Genomic DNA, 15,305 nt, shown 5'->3' with positions numbered 1-15,305 from the left:
AATATTCGATATAGCAATAAATATATATATTTAACCATTTAAGAATAGATGACAAAGATGAGATTAGACGACCTTATAAAAGAGATAAAAGAATTCAGAGGAATAAAAAGAAAGAAGAGTATTGGTTTTATCACAAACTATTTGAACGATATATCCAATTTTCCATTGATAATAGCCTCGTTTGGAGAGGATGCCGCCGTTTTAGATCATGGTAAAGAAGTTATCCTTATTTCTGCAGACGGTATTATGGAAGATCTTATAAAGAAAGATCCATACTGGTCTGGATACTGTGCAATACTCGTTAATATACATGATATATGCGCTATGGGCGGAAAACCACTTGCTATGGTAGATATTCTATCTATGCATTTAGAAAATACCTGCTTGGAGATATTAAGAGGAATGAGAGATGCAATAGCGAAATTAAAAATACCTGTAGTTGGAGGGCATACGCACCCAGATACTTCATACAATTCGATAGTTGTTGCGATAGTCGGAATAGCAGATAAAGATTCTGTTATATATAGCCATACTGCATCTCCTAATGACGATATAATTGTAGCAATCGATTTAAACGGAAGAAGATACCCTAGTTGTCCTTTATGTTGGGATACAGTGACTCAGAGGGATAACGATACTTTAAAAAAACAGATAGAAGTTATGAGCGTTCTCGGTAAAAGAAGGTTGGTAACAGCAGGAAAGGATCTGAGTAATCCCGGAATACTAGGTACAACCGGCATGTTGCTTGAAGTAAGTGATATGGGTGCTATCGTCGATCTCGATGAGATACCTATACCCAAAGGATTTAGCCTAGAAGAATGGCTTAATCTCTATCCAGTAGGAGGTATAGGATTTGTAGTAACCTGTAAAAAACAGAATACGGATGAGGTAATCTCCCTCTTCGAGGAGACTACAATGTCTTCCAAGAAGATAGGTAACGTTACAAAAGATAAAAAATTTATAGTTAAAAAAGGAGACGAAGAAGGAGTGTTATTCGATTTTAATAAAGAAGGAATAACAAAAATAAAATCGAGAAGTAAACAGCAATATCTATAAGATTTACGTTTCATCCCTTGAGTACATTTTCCTTGAATTTATCAAATCCTATCTTGTTTATATATTTTCCCAACCTTTGTTTCGTATCGGAATTTTTATAATAGTTTATCACTTTATCGGCAAGCTCTAACGCTTCATCATTGGTTAAGTCTTTCATTAACGTCTGTGCTATCGTTGGCGATGCGGCAGCAGATCCTCCAACAACAACTTCCCATCCATTAGGCCTACCTATAAAGCCTAAATCTTTGATTCTTGATTCTCCACAACAGTTTGTACAACCAGAGACGCCTATCTTAAATTTGGCGGGCATGCTGATTCCATGATATCTTTTATCGAGCTCTATACCTAACTTTACAGAATCTTGTTTTCCTCTTTTACAAAATGTGGTTCCAGGGCAGAATTTTACGCTTCTCACACATAATCCGGCAGCATGCCCTGGTGGCATATCAAGCTCTTTCCATACTTTATCTATATCGTTCTCAGATATACCAACAATAGCAATCCGTTGAGCGGATGTCAACTTTAATGCTTTGGCATTGTATTTTTCTGCAACATCTGCAATCTTTCTTAAAGTTTGGGGATCACATATGCCTCCTGGCAGGTGAGGAGCAACTGCGTACGTCTCATAATCCCTCTGAACTATAGCTCCTTTTTCTAACAGATCTGTTTTTTTATCTTTTTCCATATATTTAGCCTCATTCTATCTTTAATCTTTATTATCTAATTTAAAACTATATAAAATATTACTATAATTTTTCTGTTATAGTAATAGTCTTAATTAAGAGGAGGTATAACGTTGATCAAAGCAGCTGCAATACAAGTACAAAAGGATAAAGAAGTAAAGAAGAATTTTAAAAGGATAGAAAAACTTATAGAAAGAGCAATATCCAAAAATTCAGATATAATATGTCTTCCAGAATATTTTTCGATGGATAGCAATTTTTTAAAAACGTTAGATGAAAATAAAGAAGATACATTGAGTTTTTTAAAAGATATCTCTCAAAAATATGGAATAATAATATTAGGTAACGTTTTAGAAGAGATAGAAGAAAGATATTATAACATAGCTTATATTTATGAAAAAGGATCTTTGATAGGGAAACAGGTAAAGATACACCCCACAAGAGGGGAAAGAGCATTAGGCATAACTCCAGGTAGAGAGATAAATGCATTTGAGAGTTCGATCGGACGTATCGGGGTTTTAGTCTGTGCTGACGTATTGTATCCAGAGATGTGCCGGATATTAGGATTAATGAATATAGATATTGTATTAAATCCGGTAGTATCATTTTACAGAGATACTGATCCAACTAAAGACGCAAGAAGAGCATTATATATATCTCGTGCCTATGACAACAGTTATTATATAATAAAGGCTGGAGGAATCGGTAAGTCTATCACAGGGCTTAAAATTGTCGGAAGAAGTCTTATCGTTGCACCATGGGGGATATTAAAGTATTCAACAGATGAGAATAAGGAAGAAGTCGTTACTGCCGATCTTGATATAGACCTTTTGAAAGAGATACGAAAAGAGAATTATTCCTTAACAGATAGAGTTCCAGAAGCATATAAACTGTTAATCAAGCAGACGGATATCATAAAATAGGATTAAATATGAGAAAAAGAGATATCTGGTCTCATCTTATGTATCACCAAGCACTCGCTTTATAAGCTTACTGCTCCTATCAGACGTATTACCTATCTCTTTTGGCAATGTCCTCTTATAACCTCGGTATATCCTCTATACTGAGAAGTTAAGAATAACAGGCATCTCAATTCCATTCCCATGTATGGCTGTAGTATAATTTAACATTACAACAACAGATTATATAAATTTTTGTTTTAAGTTTCATCATTAGAAAAATTTATATTGAGATAAGAAGTTCTTGAAATCCAAGTGATCTAAAATGAAAAATATATTACTACTGTTCGACACGGATGAATATACAACACCTTTTGACATACTGATATCGTACGATGCAGGTTTCGATATAGTAGTACCATACGCAAAAGTAACCGCTGAGAGTGCTATAACATTAACACAAGATGCTATGTTTCCAAGAGGAGTAAAAGGTGTTGCACATACTACGATATTCGTCGGCGGTAAAGACGACGAAGAGGCAAAAAAAATCCTGACAAATATAAAAAAGACGCTCTTTCCCCCGTTTGAGATAGCAGTAATCGTAGATCCGAGAGGAGGACATACGACTGCATCCGCACTCGTTGCTAAGATAGAGAAATTATTAGTAAAGAATAATTATAGCCTTAAAGGATTAAAAGTCGTTATCTTAGCAGGTACAGGTCAAGTGGGACAATTAGCCGCGATGATTTGTGCATCAGAAGGTGCAGAGGTAGTTATTACATCAAGGAAAAAGGAAAGAGCAGAGAAGATTGTTGGTGAACTAGAAAAAGAGTCAGGTTTCAAGATGAAAGGAGTTCAGGCTTCAAACGATGATGAGATATTGGAATCTATAAAAGATGCCGATGTGGTCATCGCGACAGGCAAAGCAGGTGTATGTCTGGTCAATAAAGAGATGTTAGGGAAATTAGAGAGATGTAAAGTAGTAGCCGATGTAAATGCAAACCCACCATTAGGTATAGAAGGATTAGAGCTTTCTTCTGATGGAAAAGAGATTGTTCCTGGGATATACGGTTTGGGTGCGTTGGCAGTTGGAGATTTGAAATACAAGGTAGAGATCGCCATGTTACAGGCTGCCAAAGATGCTAAGAAAGGAATATTCGATTATAAATATGCATTTAACAAAGCAAAAGAGATCCTAGATCTAAAATGAAGAATTATGATATCAAAAAAAGGAAAACATTGGCTGAAAATATAAAGTTATTTGAGATAGAAGCACCATTGATCGCAAAAAATGCTAAACCGGGAAATTTTGTGATATTACGGATTGATGATCATGGTGAGAGGATACCTGTAACTATAACTGATAGCGATGTTGAGAATGGTACTATAACAATCGTGGTACAAGAGGTAGGAAAGACAACTAAGAAGCTTGGTATGCTCAATGAGGGCGATAAAATCCTAGATGTGGTAGGACCGTTAGGGAGAGAGACTGAGATAAAAAATTATGGCACTGTCGTGTGTATAGGTGGAGGAGTCGGTATAGCATTGATATATCCTGAGATCAAAGCGTTTAAAAAGGCAGGCAATTACGTAATCTCTATCGTTGGATCTCGAACAAAAGATCTGATGATATTTGAGGAAGAGATATCAAAAATGAGTGATGAGTTCTATATAACGACCGATGATGGGACAAAAGGTAGGAAAGGTTTCGTCAGCGATGTCTTGAAAGAGTTAATAGATGATGGAAAGAAGATAGATATCGTGATGGCTGTAGGTCCTATCATTATGATGAAAGTCGTCGCCGATGTTACAAGGCCGTATGGAATAAAGACGATAGTAAGCCTCAATCCGATCATGATAGATGGTACAGGTATGTGCGGTGGATGTAGGGTACAAGTTGGAGGAAATACAATGTTTGCCTGTGTAGACGGACCGGATTTTGATGCGCATCAGGTAGATTTTGATAATCTTATCGCAAGAAACAAAAGATTTCTTGAAGAAGAGAAGGTATCTTTAGAGGGGCTAAAAAATGGCTGATGGTAAAAAAAAGATCCCTAAGCTCTCTTATCCAATGCCGCAACAGGATCCAAAAGAGCGGATAAAAAACTTTGATGAGGTTGCTCTCGGTTATGATATGGAGGTTGCTATAAAAGAGGCAGAAAGATGTCTTCAATGTAAAAGAGAGGAGGGTAAAGAGATATGTATCGATGGTTGCCCTGTAGAGATCGACATACCGGCTTTTATCAAATGTATAAGAGAAAAAAGGATGGAAGACGCCTTAAATATAATTAGAGAGAAGAACAACCTTCCTGCAATATGTGGAAGGGTCTGTCCGCAAGAACAACAATGTCAAAAATATTGTCGGCTTGGTAAAGGAAAAGGGAGAGATCCTGTATCTATAGGTAGATTAGAAAGGTTTGTTGTGGATTATTCTGTGAAAAAACAATCAGTCGATCCTTTAAAGAAAAAAGATAAAAAAGTTGCTATAATAGGATCTGGGCCAGCGGGTCTGACCGCAGCAGGAGATTTAGCAAAACTAGGATATAATGTAACGATATTTGAGGCTCTACACGATACAGGCGGGGTGCTTAGATACGGAATTCCAGAGTTCAGGCTTCCTAAGAGTATAGTAGATCGAGAAGTAGAGTATATCAAAAAATTAGGTGTTGATATAGAGACAAACGTAGTAGTAGGAAAGACGATAGGTATGGACGAATTAATAGACGAGTATGATGCGATATTTGTAGGATCTGGTGCAGGTTCGCCGATGTTTATGAACATACCGGGAGAAAATCTCAATGGTATCTATTCAGCGAACGAATTTTTAACTCGAATAAATCTGATGAAGGCTTACAAGTTTCCGGAATACGATACTCCTATCAAAGTAGGTAAAGTAACTGCCGTGATAGGAGGAGGAAACGTTGCTATGGATGCATCAAGATGCGCGCTTAGAGCAGGTGCTGAGAGATCGATGATAATCTATAGAAGAACCGAAGAAGAGATGCCTGCCCGAAAAGAGGAGGTAGAACATGCGAAAGAGGAGGGGGTAGAGTTCCATATTCTTACCAATCCTGTTAGATATATAGGTGACGAGAAAGGCAACGTAAAACAGATTGAATGCATCAAGATGGAGTTAGGAGAACCAGACGAGAGCGGAAGAAGAAGACCTGTCCCTATAAAAGGGTCAGAATTCTTGATGGATGTGGATACGGTAGTTGTTGCCATTGGAAACACGCCCAATCCGTTGATACCTAATAATACCAAGGGATTAAAAATATCTAAGAAAGGAACCATCGTGGTAGATGATAACGGAAAAACTTCCATAGATAAGGTATATGCAGGTGGAGATATCACAACAGGGGCAGCAACCGTGATATCTGCGATGGGTGCTGGAAAAAAGGCAGCGAGGGCAATAGATAAATTTTTAAGTTCTTAAATCAGAGAGATAGGAAAAAAGTATATAAATGAGAAGATACATGTTTTTTAATCTTGTGTAGTATAAAGGTATGTCGCAAAGAGCGATTGGTTTAACAATCTAATCTTACATTTATCATTTATGCTATGCAGGATTAAAACTTTGATTTTGGAAGGTTTTCATACCAATGAATAATGAGAGCATATTTAATATGACTTGAAAGAGGTTTTAAAAAATGGTAAGACCAATATTTGTTAGATTTGATGTTCCTGTAGAGTTGGAGAAAGAATCGTTGGATATACTGGCCGAGGCGAAAGATACGGGCAAGATTAAAAAAGGTACAAACGAGGTTACAAAATCTATTGAGAGAGGAATGGCAAGATTAGTATACATAAGCGAAGATGTGAAACCAGAGGAGATAGTCGCACATATTCCTCTGCTCTGTGAGGAAAAAGGAGTTCCGTATATTTACATTAAAAATAAAAATGAGCTAGGTAACGCTTGTGGATTAACTGTACCTACTGCAACCGCAGCGATCATCGATCTGGTTAAGAGCAGAGATGCGCTGGATAGATTAATAAAAAAAATAAAATCTTTAAAGTGATGAGATATGGCAGATGAGGGAGCGATGGCAGAAGTGATAGAAATTGTAGGTAGGACAGGAACGCATGGGGAAGCAATTCAAGTAAGATGTAAAGTATTAGATGGTCCTAACAAAGGACGGATGATAACTAGAAACGTTCTTGGGCGAGTGAAGGTAGGAGACGTTCTGATTTTAATGGAGTCATCAAGAGAGGCAAGAAAACTTTCGATAAAATAGATAGATTAAATTAGATTCGTTATTCTTTTTTTACTATCTAATACATCGGGGATTAAGAATTCTCGATTGATATGTTTTGAGGTTTTATAATATGACAGAAGAGTTTAATTGTAATTTTTGCGAGGCGAAAATACCTATAGGAAAAGGGAAAGTTTACGTAAAGAACGATGGGACCGTACTTCGTTTTTGTTCAAAAAAATGCCAAAAAAATATGCTAAAATTAGGCAGAGTTCCGAGGAAAGTAAGATGGGTGAAGAAAAAAACGGTTTAGAAGAGACATTTGTTATGATAAAGCCTGATGGAGTGCAGAGATGTATAGTTGGCAAGATTATTCAGAGATTTGAGCAGAAAGGATTGAAGATAAAAGGATTAAAGATGTATCGAATGACGACAAAAGAGGCGGAGGAGCATTATGCAGAACATAAAGACAAAAATTTTTATAAAAACCTTGTCTCTTTTATAACATCTGGTCCTGTTGTCTCAATGGTCATCGAGGGAAAAGGTGCAGTATCAATCGTTAGGTCTATGGTTGGAAAGACAGATCCAAAAGATGCTGCTTCAGGAACTATAAGAGGAGATTATGGGATAGATCTCGGCAGAAATGTTATTCATGCGTCAGATTCACACGAATCTGCAAAACGAGAGATAGAACAACATTTTTCAAAAAAAGAGATGATCAATTATAGAAGAATCGATGAAGATTGGCTTTATGAATAGATCCAAATATGTTATAAGAACTCCTATCGTCTGTGTTTTAGGCCATGTTGATCATGGGAAGACTTCCCTACTTGACAAGATAAGAGGAAGTAGTATACAGAGTAAGGAGGCTGGATTTATAACTCAACATATTGGTGCCACAGAGATCCCTATCAAGATTATAAAAGACTTATGTGGAGTAAAATTGCATTATAAGGTTCCAGGTCTTCTTTTTATAGACACACCCGGTCATCATGCATTTACTACACTTAGAAATCGAGGAGGTGCTTTGGCAGATTTAGCTATTCTTGTTGTGGATATAACGGAAGGATTTAAACCTCAAACTATAGAATCCCTAAACATCCTAAGAAATTATAAAACTCCGTTTGTTGTTGCTGCTAATAAAATAGATAAGATAGAAGGATGGAGGCCATATAAAAATGCAAAGTTTCTCGATTCGTACGATAAACAATCGGAATCTAGCAGAAAATTATTAGATGATAGGCTGTATATGTTTATAGGTCAGCTCTACGATTACCAATTCAGTGCTGATAGATTCGATAAGATAAGGGATTTTAGTAAGAATATTTGTGTGGTTCCTATAAGTGCAAAAACAGGAGAAGGTGTTGCCGATCTACTTCTTGTTCTGGTTGGTCTTGCACAACGGTTTTTAGAGGAGAGTCTTAAGATATATCCAGAGGGTCCAGCAGAGGGTGTCGTAGTAGAGGTAAAAGAGGAAAAAGGATTAGGAACTACTATAAATGCGATAATATATGATGGTGAGCTAAAGATAGGCGATACGATCATACTTAGTGGGAGAGATAATGTATTTATAGAGACGAAAGTGAGGGCTTTGTTAAAGACAGAACCTGGAACCGATATAAGGTTTGAAAAAAAATTTAAGAACGTTAAAAAAGTCAATGCAGCTGCTGGTATAAAGATTGTTGCCCCAAATTTGGAAAATGCCATGGCAGGATCTCCTATAATGGTTGTCTCTGATGAAAGAAGCGTAGATGAGATAAAAAAAGAGATAGATGCAAGATTAGAAAAGATAATGATCAGTACTGATAAAGATGGAGTAATAGTAAAAGCAGATACGATAGGAAGCCTTGATGCGATTATTAACGAGTTGAGTGCTAAAAACATATCTATTAAGATGGCAAACCTGGGTAACATCTCAAAACGAGATATAATTGAGGCGGATATAGTAGAAAACGACCTTTATGCGGTTATAATCGGTTTCAACGTAGATATACTACCAAACGCAAGCGAATATTTAAAACAATCTAATGTGAAGGTGTTCACTGGAGATGTAATCTATCAACTTATAGATGAATATACAGAATGGATAGAAGAGCAAGAAAAAATTAAGGAGCAAGAAAAGGTTGAAGCTATCGTCAAACCGGGTATCATTGAAATATTGCCTAACTGTATATTCAGAAGTAGCAAGCCAGCAATAGTGGGTGTAAAAGTGTTAGCAGGTAGTATAAAGACCGGAGTAACATTAATAAACAAAGCTGGAAAATATTCCGGAAAAATTAAACAGATACAGGATAAGAATGAGAATTTGAAAATTGCAGGGAAGAATCAAGAGGTTGCAATATCTATAGAATCCGTGATAGTAGGGAGGCATATAAAAGAGAGAGATACATTGTACGTCGATATACCAGAAAAACATGCGAAAATAATAGAAGAAGAATTGTACGGTAAATTATCAGCAGATGAAATCGAGGCTTTTAACCAATTTATCAGTTTAAAAAGAAAAGATAACCCTTTTTGGGCTAAATAAGAGATAGCAAATCAAAAATCTTTAAAAGAGAGTGTATAATTATGACAAAAATTAAATTAGTAATATCGGATAAAAATACAGGAAAGGCGTATCAGATAGATACTGAGAACGTATTTTTGGGTTTAGAGATAGGAAAAGAGTTTGATGGCAGTAAGATTGGATTAAAAGGATACAAATTAAGGGTAACCGGCGGATCAAATAAAGACGGAACTCCAATGCGGGCAGATTTGCCTGGTGGGGATAAGAAAAAAGTGCTGTTCAGGAAGAATGGAGTTGGATATAAACAGAAAAGAAAAGGTGAAAGAAAAAGAAAGATGGTTTGCGGAAGAAGAGTTACAGGAGATACCGTCCAATTGAATACAGTCATATCTCAATACGGGAATATTGATATAGAAGAAGCGGTCGGTAAGCTTAAGACAGAATAAAGACTTTTTTCAGTCTCTGCTCAAATGCCTCTTTTGGAAGGGCGCCGATCATTGTATCTACTTTTTTTCCATCTTTAAAGAATAAAAATGTTGGTATCGCCGTTATTCCAAACTTCATTGCCAGTCTGCTATTTTCATCGGTATTAAGCTTTCCAAAGACCACTCTTCCACGATATTCCTTAGCCAACTCATCTATAATAGGAGCAACCATCCTGCATGGTCCACACCATTCAGCCCAGCAATCTATCATCACGTTAGGATACTTAGAAATAAATTCGTTGAAATTTTTCTCATTTACTATGACAGGTTTGTCTAAATATTTATACTCTTCTTGTTCACTGATTTTTTTCATAATTTCCTCCATTTTCTTCTTTTTGATCTCTTTTATAGTCTTATCTTCCTCAAAATTATCTTTTTTCATCTTTTATTGCATCCTCCATAGCTTTTTTATGAACTTCTCCGGCCAGATGTATCCCTTCTACTTCATTAGCAACATAATTGTAACCTCTTGGTGCTCGGCAAGGATAATATTGAGCAAATAATGCCGCTTGTTGCGGAGCCTCTTCTACAGAACAACCAAGAATATTTTTAGCTACAAAATAAGACGCTCCGCATGGAGCAGATTTAATCGCCTTACAGGATACTATCCGTCCGTTCTCGATCTTACATTTGAATATAGGTATACCAAATAGTTTAGAATATTCCCCTAATACAGGAGAACTCTTCTCACCAAGCATACACATGATCCTGGGAAATGCAAACGTGACACCTGTTTTTTTCAGCTCTTTTACCAAAGCAGATCTTTCAGAATGCCAAACATTCTCCTCTCCAGGAATTAGCAACTCGGTATTATTTTTTGCACACAATTTTGCAATATATAAGTCTAGATCGATATGTAAAGCAAACGAGATTATTAGATCAGAATCTCTGAAGAACCCAAGATCTTTATCTATATAATCTTCAGGATAATCGATAAACGAGGGTAGATCCTCTTGTACCTCAATAGAGACTACATCAAATGGGGAATGGTTTTTTAAAGTATCTATAAGACGTGATCCGTATTTTCCTCTTTTAATTACTCCTATTTTCAACAGGTAACCTCTCTTGTAACCTCTCTTTTATATGTTGTATAGATTTTATAATCTTAGAATCAGAATTAAAATCTAAAATTGAAATTTCTTCCCTATCTGCCTTAATTAGCTCTAAATCAAATGGAATCGTGCCTAATAGTGTTATTCCTGAATTAAAAAGGCTTTCTTCTATAAATTTTTCCTCATCTTTATTAGATATTTTGTTTCCTACCGCAAAAACATTTTTTATACCTATATCACTTGCTAATTGTTTTACCCTTTCTGCTGTCTCAATTGCGCGTTTTCCTGGTTCAACAACTACGATCATCGCATCGACACTCTCTGCCACCCCTCTCCCAAGATGTTCTATTCCAGCCTCCATATCCATAATAATTATCTCATCCCGTTTAGTAACAGTATGCCGCATTAGGGCTCTTAAAAAGGCTGCCTCAGGACAATAACACCCAGAGCCTCCTTTTTTAACTGTCCCCATTACGAGGAGTCTTATATTATCTGGTCCTTCTGTACTGTATCTATCGATTATATCATCCACTTTGGGATTAAGTTTATAAATTCCTCCTTTTACACCCACTCTATCCTCTATAAGTTTTTTATGTTCGATTATAGGCGTTGGTATATCTTTAATCCCTATTGAAGAGGCGAGATTCATATCAGGATCTGCATCTATCGCTATAACAGAGTATCCATCCTCCCCGAATAATCTTGCCAAAACTCCTGCCAACGTAGTCTTTCCAACACCACCCTTACCTGCTATTGCAATCTTCAAAAATTCACCCCTATATTAAAAGATAAAAAATTAAAATAGATAAAAGATCATTTATCTGATTCCCAGTGATCTTCCATCCATTTGGCTATTCTACCAGAATCAGTCGGACCTACCAAAACTTTCATACCTGTTTCGTCCTCCGTTGCACCAGATAATCTAGCAGCAAGCCCTGGGAGTACCAAAGTATTATGTTTTATCACCTCTTTTGCTTTCGTAGTCTCTATAGCATCTTTTATCTTGCCAGTATTCAACTGGCCACCAGCAACCGATGCCTCCACGCCGATACCGTCTGTGTTTACTACTAGAAGATAAGAATCTATATTATTAGACTCCAGATCGCTCTTCACTGTAAAGTATGTAAGTGCAAAGTTTGTTGTCAGGAAGAGAGGAGAATTCTCGTCTGGATTGCCCATCTTGAATAAACCAGCATCAACCTGTACAGGAGATCTCGGGTCTGTGTATATGTTAAATCTTAGATGGATAGCCGGTAGGATGGCGTAAGGTGCGATATTATGAAATACCAATAGATCGCCATACTTTAAAATCTCTAATATCGTCAATATTGATTCGGAGACAGCCTGTTCAAACTCATCTTTATCCTTGCTTATCAATGAAGAGATCGCCGGTATGCCTATGAGTGGAAACGCCACATCTTTGTTACCATCTTTGATAGCACTTCGTCTTAGTTTGATAAACCTCTCAAATGTGCCCATTAACTGTTTTCCAGAAGGATAAGTACCTGGATCAAGTACAAGCTCATCCATCCCCATTTCAACAAACGTTTTCGCTAGAGACGATAGTTTGTCTAGATCTGGCGAGAACAATACGACCGGTACTTTATATTTATCTATAAGTTCTGCAACCTTCTGCCAGTTATCCTCGTTTGCTGCATATACAAGAGGTCTTCTATCCTTAATAATCTCCAACCCAGCATCTAAAACATCCGGATTGAAAGACATAAGTATGATAGGTAACTCTGTCAGATCCTTTACCTTTTTAACGCATTCTTTAAACTTTTCAGGATCATCTGAGACACTACGTATTGCAATCATATCCAGTCTTAAAAAATTGCCAACGTAGAATTTTTTGTAATTGTTAACAAAATTTACTCGTTCTGTGATCTCTTTCTCACTCATTACATCTGTTACGTCATATGCAAACGGTGGTTGATTATAAAAGGTTAACTGGTGCCTGTATAAGACATCTTCACCACCAACCTTCACAGCTTTATCCCCAACACCAATAATTATCTCCTTTATCTCAGGAGAAAGCATATCTTCTAATTTTTCATACTCTTCTTTATAAGCCTCGTCTAAGATCTCTTTACACATATCTAACGTTTTAGAACGATCAATAAGCTTAGAAGCGAATGCCATGCATGTCTCCTCTCCACACTCCTTACAGTTGGTACCTGGAAGATAATTATAAACCTCTAACGGACTCTGTACCTTCATCTTTATACCTCCTTTATCCAATTTGAGATATCTACTTTTTCGCCCTCTATCATACCAAGAAGCGTCTGTGTTGTCTCCTTAAGAACACGGACGGATAAAGGATGCATCATCATAAACAAATCAACCCCTGCAATGGCAAGAGGCAGCCCTGTATATATCTCCCACAAAGGACCTCTGAACTCTCTCGGACCCCAATCAGAATCTTCAGGCATTGGCGAATTTATCATCCATGCCTCTCTTGCCCCCCAAGCGTTGGTCGTTCCTGAAGACATTGGGAAACTTAACTCATCATCGCCGCCTAATGCAGCAAGACGTATCCTCTCCATATTTGTATAAGCATAATCAAGACCATAACCAAGCGCAGCAGTTGTTGGATCGATCACAATCCGATCTCTAGGCATTTCAACCACTTTTAATAATTTTCTGTTCAGTTCTCGCTGGTTGTTCATATCTAGTTGCGTCCATGATAGGATATTATGACCGTATTTCTTGGCAGCGTTCCCAATCCTCTCCCAATCCATATCCAAGTTTGCCGAGGCAATTAGACACCTTTCTCCCTCTGCTACTTCTGCAGCTTTTTCTAAGACTTCTGGATCTTTATCTGGATTTCCAGACCCCCCTATCACAATTGGAACATCTACAGCCTGTAAAACCTCCTCAACAGCCTTAGCAGCCTCTTTTGCCGGTGTATCTTTTATAAGAGGATCTGTACTGATAAGATGGATCGTCACCATATCCGCTTTGTAGTCTTTGACGGCTTTTCTAGCCCAATCCCCTGGATCATGCACAACATCTTCATAATGAACTTTTACAGCTTTAGCAAGAGAAATAGGCATATCGAACACGTCTAAAGCTACTACGGGTCTGTTGGGAATATTGCCATCCCAACAATAGAACGGCATTGCCTGCTCTCCGCCTATCTTTATAACGTTGCCTCTTGTCCCGCCATCTGTCTTTGTTGCACCTAACGTTATCTCTTCTACCTTTAATCTCCATTCGTCTTTGCTAACATTGAATTTTTTCGCTATTAGGTTTTCTAACGGCTTAAACCTTGGTTTTAGGACTTCTTCTGTAACAGGGGCTTGAACAGGCGTTGGTATCGTAGATATATCTTGAAATGATAGAGATAATCCAAACATTTTAAAGAGATTGGATATATGATAAACTGCCTGTTTAGCCTCGTTTGCAACGACCATCGATTGTAGCATCTCAGGTGTGATACTAACCCCTCCTGATAATGGCTCTACCTCGATCTCCAGATCCCCTTCTATCTTAATATCTTTTAATTCTTCTACCCCATAGTTATCCAGCATATTTTGGATATCTTTAAGGCTTAAACTTAGATCTTTATTCTCTGACATTTATTTTCCCTCTTTATAAAATAATTTTTATACATAATCAATAAATTATGGCAATCCGATCTTTTTTGCAATCTGTATGACCTCTTTGTATATAGGAGACTCTTTTGGTATCTCAAATATCGTCTTACCATTTAGATCTATATTAACGATGTTGTCATCTAAAGGTAATGCTCCAATAAGTTCTAAAGAAATCTCAGATGCATATTTCTTGATCAAATCAACGACACTTTTGTTAGATACTTTATTTGCAACAATGTATATATTTTTTATATTCAAATTTAGCTCATCACTAATCTCTTTTATACTTCGTGCGGTATTAATACTATTTTTGGATTGATCCGTTATTATCAAAAGAGTATCGATATCTTTTATTACCTGCCTGCTAAAATGTTCCAATCCTGCACCTGTATCTATAACTACATAGTCATAGTTATCTACTAAATTAGAGATAGCCTCTCTAAGAAGATTGTTTACATAACAATAACATCCAGGACCTTCAGACCTGCCCATAACGAGAAAATCAAAATTTTTCTCTTCTACCAAAGACTCCATTACCTTAGCTTCGAAATGTAACATCTTATCTCCAGGAATATCGATCTTATTTCGCTCCATATACTCTTTTATGTCACCAATAGTCTTATCTACTTTAACACCTAATTCGTTAGATAAATTAGCATCAGGATCGGCATCTACTGCCAAAATACTCTTATTATTTCTAGTATCAATAAGATATCTTATCAGCATGGCAGATAATATCGTTTTACCCGTCCCACCTTTCCCTGATATAGCAACTATCTTCGTCATGTAATCTACCTATCAACAATTTAAACAGTATAAATAAAGGAAAAGA

Annotated in this window: 18 protein-coding genes; 11 read left to right on the top strand and 7 right to left on the bottom strand. The window is 36.9% G+C overall.

Annotated elements, in window-relative coordinates; all coding sequences use genetic code 11:
* Positions 1 to 48 precede the first annotated feature (48 nt).
* Positions 49 to 1,056 carry a methanogenesis marker 2 protein gene (locus LPC15_RS02805; protein ID WP_229235197.1) on the top strand — a complete coding sequence of 336 codons (1,008 nt, stop codon included), beginning with the start codon at positions 49 to 51 and terminating at the stop codon, positions 1,054 to 1,056.
* Between the two features lie 10 nt (positions 1,057 to 1,066).
* Here LPC15_RS02805 and LPC15_RS02800 read toward each other — a convergent pair whose 3' ends face one another.
* Positions 1,067 to 1,741 carry a hypothetical protein gene (locus LPC15_RS02800; protein WP_229235196.1) on the bottom strand — a complete coding sequence of 225 codons (675 nt, stop codon included), beginning with the start codon at positions 1,739 to 1,741 and terminating at the stop codon, positions 1,067 to 1,069.
* A 111-nt stretch (positions 1,742 to 1,852) separates the two neighbouring features.
* On the opposite strand from LPC15_RS02800, the gene LPC15_RS02795 reads away from it, so the two are divergent.
* The 10 genes from LPC15_RS02795 (at position 1,853) to LPC15_RS02755 (ending at position 9,783) form a co-directional block, all read left to right on the top strand.
* On the top strand, positions 1,853 to 2,662 hold the full coding sequence (locus tag LPC15_RS02795; protein WP_229235195.1) for a carbon-nitrogen hydrolase family protein: 810 nt from the start codon (positions 1,853 to 1,855) through the stop codon (positions 2,660 to 2,662).
* 301 nt (positions 2,663 to 2,963) lie between these two features.
* On the top strand, positions 2,964 to 3,848 hold the full coding sequence (locus tag LPC15_RS02790) for a methylene-tetrahydromethanopterin dehydrogenase N-terminal domain-containing protein (protein WP_229235194.1): 885 nt from the start codon (positions 2,964 to 2,966) through the stop codon (positions 3,846 to 3,848).
* Positions 3,845 to 4,675 carry a sulfide/dihydroorotate dehydrogenase-like FAD/NAD-binding protein gene (locus LPC15_RS02785; RefSeq protein WP_229235193.1) on the top strand — a complete coding sequence of 277 codons (831 nt, stop codon included), beginning with the start codon at positions 3,845 to 3,847 and terminating at the stop codon, positions 4,673 to 4,675. The genes LPC15_RS02790 and LPC15_RS02785 overlap by 4 nt, the downstream gene beginning before the upstream one ends.
* Positions 4,668 to 6,074: an NADPH-dependent glutamate synthase gene (gene gltA, locus LPC15_RS02780; protein WP_229235192.1), complete on the top strand. Its 1,407-nt coding sequence runs from the start codon at positions 4,668 to 4,670 to the stop codon at positions 6,072 to 6,074. Before LPC15_RS02785 ends, gltA begins: the two co-directional genes overlap by 8 nt.
* A gap of 214 nt (positions 6,075 to 6,288) precedes the next feature.
* Positions 6,289 to 6,657 (top strand): 50S ribosomal protein L7Ae, encoded by a 369-nt coding sequence (rpl7ae, locus tag LPC15_RS02775; protein ID WP_229235191.1) that lies wholly within the window; start codon positions 6,289 to 6,291, stop codon positions 6,655 to 6,657.
* A 6-nt stretch (positions 6,658 to 6,663) separates the two neighbouring features.
* Positions 6,664 to 6,873 (top strand): 30S ribosomal protein S28e, encoded by a 210-nt coding sequence (locus LPC15_RS02770; RefSeq protein ID WP_229235190.1) that lies wholly within the window; start codon positions 6,664 to 6,666, stop codon positions 6,871 to 6,873.
* Positions 6,874 to 6,964: 91 nt separating this feature from the next.
* Positions 6,965 to 7,144 carry a 50S ribosomal protein L24e gene (locus LPC15_RS07005; RefSeq protein ID WP_420709484.1) on the top strand — a complete coding sequence of 60 codons (180 nt, stop codon included), beginning with the start codon at positions 6,965 to 6,967 and terminating at the stop codon, positions 7,142 to 7,144.
* A complete protein-coding gene (gene ndk, locus LPC15_RS02765) occupies positions 7,120 to 7,590 on the top strand; it encodes a nucleoside-diphosphate kinase (protein ID WP_229235189.1) in 471 nt (156 codons plus the stop codon). Before LPC15_RS07005 ends, ndk begins: the two co-directional genes overlap by 25 nt.
* Positions 7,568 to 9,358 (top strand): translation initiation factor IF-2, encoded by a 1,791-nt coding sequence (infB, locus tag LPC15_RS02760; RefSeq protein ID WP_229235188.1) that lies wholly within the window; start codon positions 7,568 to 7,570, stop codon positions 9,356 to 9,358. Before ndk ends, infB begins: the two co-directional genes overlap by 23 nt.
* A gap of 41 nt (positions 9,359 to 9,399) precedes the next feature.
* Complete coding sequence (locus LPC15_RS02755) at positions 9,400 to 9,783, top strand: 30S ribosomal protein S6e (protein WP_229235187.1); 384 nt, start codon at positions 9,400 to 9,402, stop codon at positions 9,781 to 9,783.
* Here the strand turns inward: LPC15_RS02755 and trxA are convergent.
* The 6 genes from trxA to LPC15_RS02725 are packed head-to-tail and all read right to left on the bottom strand — an operon-like array spanning position 9,770 to position 15,259.
* Positions 9,770 to 10,204 carry a thioredoxin gene (gene trxA / locus LPC15_RS02750; RefSeq protein ID WP_229235186.1) on the bottom strand — a complete coding sequence of 145 codons (435 nt, stop codon included), beginning with the start codon at positions 10,202 to 10,204 and terminating at the stop codon, positions 9,770 to 9,772. The genes LPC15_RS02755 and trxA overlap by 14 nt on opposite strands.
* Positions 10,191 to 10,874, bottom strand: a complete 684-nt coding sequence (locus LPC15_RS02745; RefSeq protein WP_229235185.1) for a DUF166 domain-containing protein — start codon at positions 10,872 to 10,874, stop codon at positions 10,191 to 10,193. Before LPC15_RS02745 ends, trxA begins: the two co-directional genes overlap by 14 nt.
* Entirely contained in the window at positions 10,855 to 11,640 is a 786-nt protein-coding gene (locus tag LPC15_RS02740) for an AAA family ATPase (RefSeq protein ID WP_229235184.1), read from the bottom strand. The genes LPC15_RS02745 and LPC15_RS02740 overlap by 20 nt, the downstream gene beginning before the upstream one ends.
* Positions 11,641 to 11,687: 47 nt before the next feature.
* The gene (gene acsC, locus LPC15_RS02735; protein WP_229235183.1) at positions 11,688 to 13,094 is read right to left on the bottom strand and encodes an acetyl-CoA decarbonylase/synthase complex subunit gamma; all 1,407 of its coding nucleotides are present in this window, start codon (positions 13,092 to 13,094) and stop codon (positions 11,688 to 11,690) included.
* Positions 13,095 to 13,096: 2 nt separating this feature from the next.
* Positions 13,097 to 14,455: a CO dehydrogenase/acetyl-CoA synthase subunit delta gene (cdhD, locus tag LPC15_RS02730; RefSeq protein ID WP_229235182.1), complete on the bottom strand. Its 1,359-nt coding sequence runs from the start codon at positions 14,453 to 14,455 to the stop codon at positions 13,097 to 13,099.
* A gap of 45 nt (positions 14,456 to 14,500) precedes the next feature.
* Complete coding sequence (locus LPC15_RS02725; protein ID WP_229235181.1) at positions 14,501 to 15,259, bottom strand: AAA family ATPase; 759 nt, start codon at positions 15,257 to 15,259, stop codon at positions 14,501 to 14,503.
* Between the last annotated feature and the right edge of the window lie 46 nt (positions 15,260 to 15,305).

The organism is Candidatus Methanoliparum sp. LAM-1, assembly GCF_020885915.1.
In the GTDB taxonomy this organism is placed as follows: domain Archaea; phylum Halobacteriota; class Methanoliparia; order Methanoliparales; family Methanoliparaceae; genus Methanoliparum; species Methanoliparum thermophilum.
Note: the sequence above shows the minus strand (reverse complement) of the source record. Positions and strands in the feature narration are given on the sequence as shown.

What these genes read in the sequence shown, in the direction of transcription:
- LPC15_RS02755 (WP_229235187.1), top strand. Translation starts at nt 9,400, where the DNA reads ATGACAAAAATTAAATTAGTAATATCGGATAAAAATACAGGAAAGGCG.
- rpl7ae (WP_229235191.1), top strand. Translation starts at nt 6,289, where the DNA reads ATGGTAAGACCAATATTTGTTAGATTTGATGTTCCTGTAGAGTTGGAG.
- LPC15_RS02770 (WP_229235190.1), top strand. Translation starts at nt 6,664, where the DNA reads ATGGCAGATGAGGGAGCGATGGCAGAAGTGATAGAAATTGTAGGTAGG.
- acsC (WP_229235183.1), bottom strand. Translation starts at nt 13,094, where the DNA reads ATGAAGGTACAGAGTCCGTTAGAGGTTTATAATTATCTTCCAGGTACC.
- LPC15_RS02790 (WP_229235194.1), top strand. Translation starts at nt 2,964, where the DNA reads ATGAAAAATATATTACTACTGTTCGACACGGATGAATATACAACACCT.
- ndk (WP_229235189.1), top strand. Translation starts at nt 7,120, where the DNA reads ATGGGTGAAGAAAAAAACGGTTTAGAAGAGACATTTGTTATGATAAAG.
- gltA (WP_229235192.1), top strand. Translation starts at nt 4,668, where the DNA reads ATGGCTGATGGTAAAAAAAAGATCCCTAAGCTCTCTTATCCAATGCCG.
- LPC15_RS07005 (WP_420709484.1), top strand. Translation starts at nt 6,965, where the DNA reads ATGACAGAAGAGTTTAATTGTAATTTTTGCGAGGCGAAAATACCTATA.
- LPC15_RS02725 (WP_229235181.1), bottom strand. Translation starts at nt 15,259, where the DNA reads ATGACGAAGATAGTTGCTATATCAGGGAAAGGTGGGACGGGTAAAACG.
- trxA (WP_229235186.1), bottom strand. Translation starts at nt 10,204, where the DNA reads ATGAAAAAAGATAATTTTGAGGAAGATAAGACTATAAAAGAGATCAAA.
- infB (WP_229235188.1), top strand. Translation starts at nt 7,568, where the DNA reads ATGAAGATTGGCTTTATGAATAGATCCAAATATGTTATAAGAACTCCT.
- LPC15_RS02805 (WP_229235197.1), top strand. Translation starts at nt 49, where the DNA reads ATGACAAAGATGAGATTAGACGACCTTATAAAAGAGATAAAAGAATTC.
- cdhD (WP_229235182.1), bottom strand. Translation starts at nt 14,455, where the DNA reads ATGTCAGAGAATAAAGATCTAAGTTTAAGCCTTAAAGATATCCAAAAT.
- LPC15_RS02785 (WP_229235193.1), top strand. Translation starts at nt 3,845, where the DNA reads ATGAAGAATTATGATATCAAAAAAAGGAAAACATTGGCTGAAAATATA.
- LPC15_RS02800 (WP_229235196.1), bottom strand. Translation starts at nt 1,741, where the DNA reads ATGGAAAAAGATAAAAAAACAGATCTGTTAGAAAAAGGAGCTATAGTT.